Below are 9,883 nucleotides of genomic sequence, written 5' to 3' on the forward strand. Positions count from 1 at the left end.
CTCGGGTGTGGAAGGGACGCGCGGTCGGTGTGCTTAGTTGGCGATCTGGTTTTTGGCGATGATGCGGTCGATGTCGGCATCGGCCTCGCGGGCATAGTCGTCGAAGACGTGGGTCTCGAAGCGGGTGGTGCGCGCGGCGCCCAAGTCGGTTCCGCTCTGGTCGTGGATGTCGACCTCGACGGCCATCGACAGGCCGACCCGCAACGGGTGGGCGCGCAGTTCGGCCGGATCGAGCTGGATGCGCACGGGCAGGCGTTGCACCACCTTGATCCAGTTGCCGGTGGCGTTTTGCGCCGGCAGCACGGAGAAGGCGCTGCCGGTGCCGGCCGAGAAGCCGATCACCTTGCCGTGGTATTCGGCGGCCGAGCCGTACAGGTCGGCCGTCAGTTTCACCGGCTGGCCGATGTGCACGGTCTTCAGTTGGCTTTCCTTGAAGTTGGCGTCGACCCAGACGCCGTCGAGCGGCACGATGGCCATCAGCGGCGTGCCCGGCGTGACGCGCTGGCCCAGTTGCACGGAGCGCTTGGCGACATAGCCGGTCACCGGCGCCGGCACGGTGTTGCGGGCCAGCGCCAGGTAGTCGGCGCGGACGCGGGCGGCGGCCGCCAGCACGTTGGGATGCTGGGCCACGCTGGACTTGCCGGTCTGCGCGCGGTTGGACGCCAGCTGCTCTTCCGCCGACTTCAGCGCGGCCTGGCGCTCCTTGATGGCGTCGCGGGCGTGGGCGATATCCTCGGCCGAGACGGCGCCGGCCTCATTGGCGGCGAGGCGGCGCTTGAGATCGTCCGTGGCCCGCGCCAGTTCCGCCTGGCGCTGGACGATCTGGGCCTGGAACACGCCGTTGTTGACGTAGAGCGCGCCGACTTGTTGCACGGCCTGGGCCAGCGCGGCCTCGGAGCGGTCGAGGTCGATGCGCGTGTCGGCGGCGTCGAGCTTGATGAGGTTCACGCTCATGTTGACGACTTGCGTGTCGTCGGCGTTGATGGCGACGACGGTGCCGGCGATCTGGGAATTGAGCTGCACCAGGTTGCCGTTGACGTAAGCGTCGTCCGTGCCTTCGAAATAACGCGCATAACCGAAGTAGTAGACGCCGTAAGCGACGGCCGCGACGGCGGTGACGCCGACCAGCGAGGCGATCATCAGCGTGCGTTTGCCGGAGGGAGCGGCGGCCGGTTTGGCGACGGGGGTAGTGGTATCGTTCATGCTTGCACCTGTATAAAAAGTTGGGAAATTGGGAGGAGTTTTATTTGGCGGCCATCGCTGGCGCCGCCGCTGCCGGCTCGGCCGGGGCGCCGAAGCCGCCGCCCATCGCCGCCGCCAGCGCGATCTGCTGGTCGCGGCGGTTCATGCGCAGCGTGGTCAGCGCTTCTTCGGTGTTGAGCGCCGTCAGGCGCGACTGCTGCACGACGAGTTGCGTGCTTAGGCCGGCCCGATACTGGCTTTCGGAAAGCGTCAGCGAGCGGTGCGCCGCCTCGTCGGCCGCTTGCGCATCGAGCAACTGGGCGTCGGTGGCGTGCACGCGCGCCACGTCGGTGGCCACTTCGGACAGGGCCGACACCAGCGTCTGCTGGTAGGCGGCGACGGCGAAATCGAACTGGGCGTAGCGGTCCTTCAACTGGGCGCGCAGCGCGCCGCTGTCGAAAATCGGCAGGTGGATGGCCGGCCCGGCGCTCAGCGTGCGGCTCGACGCGTTGAACAGGCGGCCGAAACCGAAGGCGTCGAGGCCGATCGAGGCGGCCAGGTTGATATCCGGGTAGAAATCGGCCTTGGCCACTTTGACGTCCTCGGTGCTGGCGTCGACCGACCAGCGCGCCATCACGATGTCCGGGCGGCGCGCCAGCAAGTCGGCCGGCAGGCTGTCGGGCAGCGCGACACCGCCGCCGGCGCCCATGGTTGGCCGCGCGATGGTCAGGCCGCGGTCGGGACCGGCGCCCAGCAGGGCGGCCAGCTGATAACGGATGTCGAGGATGCGGCCGTCGATGGCGGTGATCGAGGCCTGGCCGCTGGCCAGTTCGCGCACGATGTGCTGCTGTTCGACGTCGCTGTCGAGGCCGGCGCGGCTGCGGCGCGCGCTCAATTCCCGCATCTGGCGGCGCACGTCGAGTTCGCGGGCGGCCAGGTCGCGCAGGGCGTACTGGCGCGCCAGTTCATTGTAGGAACGGGCCACGGCGTTGCTCAGCGAGAGCTTGACCTGCTCGGCGGCGGCGGTGCTGATGCGCAGTTTCGACAGCGACGAGGCCAGCGCCGCGCTGTTCTTGCCCCACAGGTCCAGCTCGTAGGAGGCGCTGACGACGGCCTTGTTTTCGTTCTGGAGCGAGCCGGCGTAGGGTGGCGGCACCAGCGCGTTCGACGAGTATTGCTGGCGGGTGAGCGTGTAGTCGGCGTTGACCTTGGCGCCGGTGGCCGAGCGCGCCGTCTCGGTGAAGGCGGCGGCGGCGGCGATGCGGGCCCGCGCCTGGTCGATGGTGGGGCTGGTGCGCAGCGCCTCGGCCACCAGCGCGTCGAGCTGGGCGTCGCCGAACTGGCTGGTCCAGTTGGCGGCGGGCCAGTTGCCGTGTTCGGATGGCAGGCTTTGCGTGCTGGCGGCCGGCGCGGCGATGTGCTTGTCGCTGCCGATGCCGGTGAAGGTGGCGCAGCCGGCAAGCAGGCCGGACAAGGCCAGGGCGGCGCCGAGTGCGCTCGTTTTACGGGGCTGGAAAGCTGGATTTATCTGAGTTTTCATAATCTGACTTGTCAGTTAATGTTGTAAAAAAAAGCCGGACGAGCGACTGCCTCAGCCTTCCAGGAATTTGGCCAGCAGGCGGCGAAATTCCTGGAACTCGGCGGCACTGAAATGCTGCAAACGACGGTTCAGCACGGCGGGCGCGTGGGCCGGAATCGCGTCCGCTGTTTGATGGCCCTTGGCGGTCAGCTGCAAGTTGACGGAACGGCGGTCGTCGACGCTGCGGACCCGGGTCAGCAAGCCTTGCAGTTCGAGCTTGTCGAGCATGCGGGTCATCAGGCCGGTATCGATGTCGAGCAGCTTGCTCAACTCGAAGGGCGTGCTGATCAGCTGGCGCGACAAGGACAGCACGATGCCCATCTGCTGCGAGGTGATGTCGAGCTCGCGCAGGGCGGCATCCATTTCGGAGATGACGATGTTGCGGGCGCGGGTGATACTGAAGCCGACGCTGGTGGTGGGGTCGTAATTCTTTTCCGTGTAGTGTTTCATAAAACCTCCCTATGACTGTCAATATAGTTGACTAGTCAGAGATTGTCAAGACAGATTATTTCCGATGGCTTGCTTACAGCTCGGGCTTGCGCGCCAGCAGCGTATCTAGGTGGGCGAATAATTGTTCGAACTGACGCGACGCGATACGGCAGGCGCCGCAGCCCTCCAGGTGGTCGCTCAGCTGGGCCGCCTCCTCGGGCGCCAGCGTCCTGTCGCGCGCGTCCGACACCAGGTGGGTGGTTGCGCGGCAAGTGAGTTGCTTGATCGATGGCTTCATTCCAGTTCTCCCCAGCCGCGCACGGCGCACTCGCGCAAGCGCATGCGGGCGCGGTACAGCATGACGCGCAGGTTGCCGGACGTGACGGCGCAGCTTTCTTCAATTTCCATCAAGTCCATCCCCAGATATTCCCGCATCAAAAACAGGCGCGCCGTTTCGGGCGGCAGGCGGTTCATGCATAACTCGACGATATCGAGCAACTGGCGCTGCGCCGCCATGGACGCGCCGCAGACGGTGTCGATGAAGGCTTCCGGGTGCCAGGCGTCGTCGGCGTTGAACAGTTCATCGAATTCCGTGGCCGGCGCCGCATCGTCGAACGGCATGCCGGGCTGGACGAAACGGCGGCGGCGGATGGCGTCGACTATCTTGTTGCGCAAGATGCCGGTCAGCCAGCTGCGCAAGCCGGAGCGGCCTTCGAAGCTGCGCCAGCCCCGGGCGGCGCCGATGAGCGTGTCCTGCACCGCGTCTTCGGCGTCGGCGCTCGAGGCCAGTTGCAGCCGGGCCAGCCGCAGCAGGAAGGGCCGTTCCGTGGCCAGCGTTTGCCAGAGGTCGGCTTCGCTCGCCACGCTGTGCATGTCGTTGGCGCAGGCCGGCGGCGGGGCCGGGATGGCGGGCATTAATTTATTGCTCAGGGACGCGGACACGGGGACACCTTTAAAATATTTTCAAGGTCAAGTCGTTGCGGAGGGCGCAACGTTGCATGGCGCCGTCACGGCGCATGCGATGCTAGAGTATGGCTTTGCGGAAGCCCACGCCCATGCGGTTCCAGCAGTTGATGGCGGCGACGGCCAGCGTCCAGTCGCCGATTTGCCTGGCGTCGAAATGGCGGCTCATCGCGGACATGGCGCTGTCGCGCGCGGCGGGGGCGCCGAGTTCGGTGAGCGCCTCGGTCCAGGCCAGCGTGGCCCGCTCCGGCCCGGAAAACAGGGCGCTGTCGCGCCACTGGGCCACGGCGGCCAGCCGGCGGAAGGACTCGCCGGCGCGCATCGCTTCGGCGCTTTCCATGTCGACGCAAAACGCACAGCCATTGATTTGCGAGGCGCGCATTTTGACCAGCTGCAACATCCGTAGATCGAGCCCGGATCGCTGCACCGCGAGTTCGAGGGCGATCAGCGCCTTGATCGCCTCGGGCGAGGCCTGGTGGTAATCGATGCGATTTTTCATGAGGCCGCTCCGTGCGCGTGGTGAGGGAAGGGAAACGCCGACCGGCGCGCCGTGGGGACGCGCCGGGTCGCTATATCGCTATGTCGCTGCGTCGCTGCGTCGATTACGCGGCGGGCATCTTGCGGAAGCCGACGGCGAAGCGGTTCCAGCTGTTGATGGTCGAAATCGCCAGCGTCAGATCGACCATTTCCTTGGCGTTGAAATTGGCGGCCAGCAGGGCGTAGTCGGCGTCGGGCGCGTGGGTCAGCGACAGCTGGGTCAGCGACTCGGTCCATGCCAGCGCCGCGCGTTCGCGCTCGGTGAAGAACGGCGTTTCGCGCCAGACCGCCACGCCATGCAGGCGACGGTCGGTTTCGCCGGCCTTGCTCGCTTCGGTGGTGTGCAGGTCGACGCAATAGGCGCAGCCGTTGAGCTGCGAGGCGCGCAGCTTGACCAGTTCCAGCAGCGACGGCTCCAGGCCCAGCTGGTTGACGGCCGCTTCCAGGGCGGACAGAGCCTTGATGGCGTCGGCGGACGAGGCGTAGAAGTTGATGCGTGCGTTCATGATGATTTCCTTGGTAGGTGGTGAGGAGTGACGCCATTTTAGAAGCGCTCCCCACCCCGGCGGGTAGCCAATCCCGGCAAAAGTCGGGACACCAGTTCAGCACCGCGCGGCCCGGTCCCACAGTGACTGACAGTGCCAAAAGTTTCGGATACTATGGTTGTTGATTTTTAGAAACGCATCGTGTTGTGGATGGGAAAGGCAAGTTCATGGAGCTTCATCTGATTATCGAGGGCGGCAGAGACTTGTCGGAGCAGCTGTACAGCCAGATCAGCCAGGCGGTACGGGCCGGCCGCCTCGCCGAAGGCCAGCAGTTGCCGCCGACGCGGCTGCTGGCGCTGCAACTGGGCATATCGCGCAAGCCGGTGGCCGAGGCTTACAGCCGCCTGACCTACGACCGCATACTGGTGGCGCACACGGGGCGCGGCACCTTCGTCGGCGTGCAGGGCGGGTCCGGCGGTCGCGCGGCGCAGGGCGTGGAACTGGCGGCCCGTCCGACGCTGGACAAATGGCTGAAATTCGACACCCCATTCCGCGCGCCGACGCCCGAAGGCCGCTCGCAATACGAATTCATCGGCGGCACGCCGGCGCCGGCCCACTTTCCCCAGGACGAATGGCGGCGCTGCATCTTGCACGGGCTGCGCCAGGACGCCGACGGCCGCGGCCGCTACGCCTCGACCGAAGGCGTCGCCGCCCTGCGCGAAGCCATCGTGCGGCACGCCGGCTATGCCCGGGGCGTGCGCTGCGGCGCGCGCCAGATCGTCATCACGAACGGCGCGCAACAGTCGCTCGACCTGCTGGGGCGGATATTGCTGGAGCCGGGCAGCGTGGTGGCCGTCGAAGACCCTGGTTACCCCATCGCCCGCGCGCTGTTCAAAAGCCAGGGCGCCACCGTCGTCAGCGTTCCGGTCGACCGGGAAGGCATCGTCGCGGCGCTCATCCCCAGCGACACGCGGCTGATTTACGTGACGCCCGCCCATCAATTCCCGCTCGGCATGGCGATGAGCACGGCGCGCAAGGAAGCGCTGCTGGCACGCGCCCTGGAGATCGGCGCCATCATCATCGAAGACGATTACGACAGCGAATTCCGCTACGAAGGGCGGCCAACGGACTCGCTGCAAAGCATGGACACGCACGGGCTGGTGGTGTTCCTCAGTTCCCTGTCCAAGGTGATGCTGCCGGAACTGCGCATCGGCTACGTGGCGGTGCCGGAGGCGTTGCTGCCGGCGCTGAGCATCGCCAAGCACCTGACCGACTGGCACTCGGCCAGCATGACCCAGCACGCGCTGGCCAAGTTCATCGACGACGGCCACCTGGCCCGACACATCCGCCGCGGACATTCGATCTATGCCAGCCGGCGCGACGCCCTGCTGCGCGGACTGGCGCAACTGCTGGCGCCGTGGTTCACGGCCGTGCCGGCGACGGCCGGCTTCCATATGGCGGCGATGGCGCGCAAGGACGTGGACATCAATCTGTTGATACGGCTGGCGCGGCGGGCCGGCGTGGGACTGTATTCGCTGGCGGGGTTTTATGCCGAACAGGAGCCGCGTCAGGGCTTGTTCTTCGGCTTCGGCTCGATCGACACGCTCGATATCGAAACGGCGCTATTGCGCGTGCGTGACATCTTGATTCAGATGGATGGTGTTCCTGACTGAGTATTCTCGTCAGGGCGGGCGTCAATTCGAGCGGCAAACCGCCTCATTTCCATCCCAAAATGGTAGTTGTCCCGCTACTGCGCGGATATCCATTCTCGGGTGAACAGTTTATTAATCACCAGAGGTCGAAGGCCCGTACAGAGCATCCAACATCGACCGGTTTCGCCCCAAAGCGGCTGCTGGCCCTTACGTTGAGTGGTCACTTTCAATAATATTGACGCACATATTAAGGCTGGTGGCTGATACGTTATGCGATAGAAAGTCGTCTTTTAACCTGATCGATCGCCCATGCGTTAAAAGCACCAAAAAAGACTATCGGTAGCTCAGTAACTTCGCTTGGCTTCGCGAGACTATATGAGTTGCGGGACCAGCCAGCCAATTCGCTTTCTTCGTATTTGCGCCATGAAACTTCCTTGTACTCAACAAAAGAATGAAATACTTGAATAGTCGTCTTTGAAATTAGAAATGTAAGCCAAGCACGATAGAGGACTAAATTGGGAAGTTCTGGATGCAATGTTAAACAAAAAGTTTGGAATGGCATTCCACTCAGTGACGAAGTTATTCCTGTCAAGACCTTCCGTGTCTTCTTGGTCGGCAAGTTAAAGCCAGCCATCAGCGAGTCTAAGCTGCTACCGAACAACGAAGGAGGCGCGTCGTAAAGTTCAGTTCCATACGTGGGTTCGGCGAAATATTTACCGAATTTATTGCGTTCTAACCAAACTCCGATTGAACGTTCATTAGGAAGTTCTGGATATGAATCAAAAAACTCTTTATCGGGTGAGTAAATTTCTATGAGCTCATAACTCGGAATATATTGCGAAAGACTATCCCGCATAGACTGAACGATAGATGACGCTTGTTCTTGAGTCACGTAGTTTTCCGCAGCATGCCTCGTCAGATCTGCAAGGGAGCGCACCACCATCGCAGCAGATTCATCTACAGGCTCTGTTAACTCTGAGCCAGACGTCACATCAGATATCACATCGGTCAATGCATCCTTATCGATTTCCTTCTTTGGCAGCAGCCCGCCAATTCGAGCTTTAGCGTCATCAGCGAACCTTCCAAAAAGCTCAGTAAGGGGGCCTTGCGAAACAAAGTATGGTGTCTGGCTGTCTTGATTGCTAAAGGCATCAGTAATCGAGTCCGTGATGTATCTGTAACGAACATCTTCCGTCGTCGCCTTTACTATCGAATGTGCAAATGCCGCAGTGAAATCACTCATGTTGCGGTCAGCGTACGATTTTTGATCCCCGTCTGAACTGAACATAAAATGACAGTTTGTAAATGTTGCCTTCAGACCTTCCCCGAGCTCCTGCTGCACTGTCGTGCCGCTCTTAACGTAGTTAAGACCTGAGTGGCAGGCATCAACGACTTTTATAGCAAGCTTGGGCTGCAAGCTGCGCAGCATGTTGTCGAGCTCTTTGCTTGAAAGAGAAGTCTGGGCACTGCGGTCGCCCGTGTAATCTCGAAATAGGAAGTGGAAATCGTCTTTCAGATAGGCACCATGTCCCGTGAAATAAAACAGGAGATGATCAATTTCTTCTTGGGAATACCTTTTAATTACATCAGAAAGATGATTTTTGGCAATCTCACCATCTGCACTTTCGAGTGTCAGCACCTCAAACCTTCCGCCTGAGCGCAGTATCATTTCCATAACTGCGACGTCGTTCGAACATCCGGGCAGCCGAAGTTGAACGTCAGTATAATCAGTAACTCCAACGATAATTGCGAGGTTTTTCATCTTGGTGATAATTTTTGGAAGGCGAATGTAGTATAAGTGGAACGAAGAAATTCAGGAAATTTATGGATAAAAATGGTTGTTTGCGACAGAAAGTATCCGGGATTTGCTTTTTTCTCCGGTGAGATACAGTGCTGATAAACCTTCCTCAACGCCATACTCTGTTCTTGGCCGTTAACCGAAGTGGCGGTTCTAAGTTGGCAATTTTTCTGATACTTAGATAGCCACACATTAAGTCGGTGGAACCCATCTCCTTATCCTGTATCCACGCCCAACACGATAGGTTAAATAGATAGATCGAAAACACTGTAGGTCGCTTATTTTTGCCTCTCGCCAATATTCACTCAAAGTAATCAGCGTATCATCGCCAAAGAATGGATTCTGAATCGAAATGAGTAAATAGCCAGGACCATATTGATCACGAAATTTCTCATAAGTTTTCTTTTCCAACTTCTGTCGCACTACCGAGACAAAGTTTTGGCAAAACTGCTCATCTGGTCCGACTATAAGCTCCCCAGAAATTGACTGATGATTTCCCCCCCCTCCGTGGCGAAAGAGTTCACGTCCTTAGCAAAATCGATGTTTAAATAAGCTGTAACAACCTCTATCCATCGGGTAGTTTTATTTGATCTAATGATTGCCTCAGGCGGTTCAGGTTCAGAAATTACCTTATAACTGGCCCTATGCCGAGCATTCAGTTCCTCCAATAACATCTTTACCTGATATCTCTCATGCGCTTTTTTAACAACGTGACGTGCATTGGGCATAATTTATTCTTCTATACGATAGATTCCGAGTACGTCAAGGTCTGCTACTGGCCGTCAGCTGTCTAAATCTTCGTCAATTAATCCCACCAGACGCCACAGCTGTGTTCAACCTCGTTCGGCTCAAACTTATCTGCACCTAGTTGATGTAAAAACAAATTTCGCAGTTCAGAAATCAATAAATCATGCTCTTGTTCAGAAATGCGAGAACCCGACGGACGAGACGGCGTATCTTCGAGCTGATGCTTCCATCGTGCAAAATCAACAATCAATAAAGGTGAGCCCGCACGACCGAACTTCCAACCAGCAACTCGCCCGCGAAACACAGTCAGCGCATCGCAAATTCTCTTAGCATCAAAGGCATCATGTGATGGAACAGCCGAGATTACTAACTTAAGGTGAGCTCTAATAACTCGATTTTGACGGCGTAAAGCGGTGAGCAGGCCGCTTGCCCAATGTCGGCGGTTGTAACGGCCGATCCGGCGACGCGTGGGAAATGGCAAGGCAAGGAACAAACTGGGCGATCTGGGGGC

At 60.1% G+C, this 9,883-nt stretch carries 10 protein-coding genes; 1 reads left to right on the top strand and 9 read right to left on the bottom strand.

The genetic code is table 11. The annotated features are described in order from the left end of the window. Nucleotides 1-33: 33 nt before the first annotated feature. From Q0S71_RS22265 to Q0S71_RS22295, 7 genes are all read right to left on the bottom strand, one after another. On the bottom strand, nt 34-1,203 hold the full coding sequence (locus Q0S71_RS22265; protein WP_296000652.1) for an HlyD family efflux transporter periplasmic adaptor subunit: 1,170 nt from the start codon (nt 1,201-1,203) through the stop codon (nt 34-36). A 40-nt stretch (nt 1,204-1,243) separates the two neighbouring features. Beyond that, on the bottom strand, nt 1,244-2,722 hold the full coding sequence (locus Q0S71_RS22270) for an efflux transporter outer membrane subunit (protein WP_296000656.1): 1,479 nt from the start codon (nt 2,720-2,722) through the stop codon (nt 1,244-1,246). 51 nt (nt 2,723-2,773) lie between these two features. Beyond that, on the bottom strand, nt 2,774-3,211 hold the full coding sequence (locus tag Q0S71_RS22275; protein ID WP_296000658.1) for a MarR family winged helix-turn-helix transcriptional regulator: 438 nt from the start codon (nt 3,209-3,211) through the stop codon (nt 2,774-2,776). Between the two features lie 73 nt (nt 3,212-3,284). Next, nucleotides 3,285-3,488: a zf-HC2 domain-containing protein gene (locus Q0S71_RS22280; protein ID WP_296000661.1), complete on the bottom strand. Its 204-nt coding sequence runs from the start codon at nt 3,486-3,488 to the stop codon at nt 3,285-3,287. Continuing rightward, nucleotides 3,485-4,132: a sigma-70 family RNA polymerase sigma factor gene (locus tag Q0S71_RS22285; RefSeq protein WP_296000663.1), complete on the bottom strand. Its 648-nt coding sequence runs from the start codon at nt 4,130-4,132 to the stop codon at nt 3,485-3,487. The genes Q0S71_RS22280 and Q0S71_RS22285 overlap by 4 nt, the downstream gene beginning before the upstream one ends. Before the next feature lie 82 nt (nt 4,133-4,214). Continuing rightward, nucleotides 4,215-4,652, bottom strand: a complete 438-nt coding sequence (locus Q0S71_RS22290) for a carboxymuconolactone decarboxylase family protein (RefSeq protein ID WP_296000666.1) — start codon at nt 4,650-4,652, stop codon at nt 4,215-4,217. Nucleotides 4,653-4,755: 103 nt separating this feature from the next. Then, on the bottom strand, nt 4,756-5,196 hold the full coding sequence (locus Q0S71_RS22295; protein ID WP_296000669.1) for a carboxymuconolactone decarboxylase family protein: 441 nt from the start codon (nt 5,194-5,196) through the stop codon (nt 4,756-4,758). A 206-nt stretch (nt 5,197-5,402) separates the two neighbouring features. Between Q0S71_RS22295 and Q0S71_RS22300 the strand changes: the two genes are divergently transcribed. After that, complete coding sequence (locus tag Q0S71_RS22300; RefSeq protein WP_296000672.1) at nt 5,403-6,848, top strand: PLP-dependent aminotransferase family protein; 1,446 nt, start codon at nt 5,403-5,405, stop codon at nt 6,846-6,848. Between the two features lie 247 nt (nt 6,849-7,095). Here Q0S71_RS22300 and Q0S71_RS22305 read toward each other — a convergent pair whose 3' ends face one another. Then, a complete protein-coding gene (locus Q0S71_RS22305; protein WP_296000675.1) occupies nt 7,096-8,589 on the bottom strand; it encodes a caspase family protein in 1,494 nt (497 codons plus the stop codon). 841 nt (nt 8,590-9,430) lie between these two features. Then, nucleotides 9,431-9,883, bottom strand: a 453-nt coding sequence (locus Q0S71_RS22310; protein WP_296000678.1) for a hypothetical protein, incomplete at its 5' end; no start/stop codon positions are given.

The sequence above is a fragment of the Rugamonas sp. genome (assembly GCF_025354735.1).
Classification (GTDB): Bacteria; Pseudomonadota; Gammaproteobacteria; order Burkholderiales; family Burkholderiaceae_D; genus Rugamonas.

Coding starts and splice junctions, on each gene's coding strand:
- Q0S71_RS22265 (WP_296000652.1), bottom strand. CDS start 1,203: ATGAACGATACCACTACCCCCGTCGCCAAACCGGCCGCCGCTCCCTCC.
- Q0S71_RS22270 (WP_296000656.1), bottom strand. CDS start 2,722: ATGAAAACTCAGATAAATCCAGCTTTCCAGCCCCGTAAAACGAGCGCA.
- Q0S71_RS22275 (WP_296000658.1), bottom strand. CDS start 3,211: ATGAAACACTACACGGAAAAGAATTACGACCCCACCACCAGCGTCGGC.
- Q0S71_RS22280 (WP_296000661.1), bottom strand. CDS start 3,488: ATGAAGCCATCGATCAAGCAACTCACTTGCCGCGCAACCACCCACCTG.
- Q0S71_RS22290 (WP_296000666.1), bottom strand. CDS start 4,652: ATGAAAAATCGCATCGATTACCACCAGGCCTCGCCCGAGGCGATCAAG.
- Q0S71_RS22295 (WP_296000669.1), bottom strand. CDS start 5,196: ATGAACGCACGCATCAACTTCTACGCCTCGTCCGCCGACGCCATCAAG.
- Q0S71_RS22300 (WP_296000672.1), top strand. CDS start 5,403: ATGGAGCTTCATCTGATTATCGAGGGCGGCAGAGACTTGTCGGAGCAG.
- Q0S71_RS22305 (WP_296000675.1), bottom strand. CDS start 8,589: ATGAAAAACCTCGCAATTATCGTTGGAGTTACTGATTATACTGACGTT.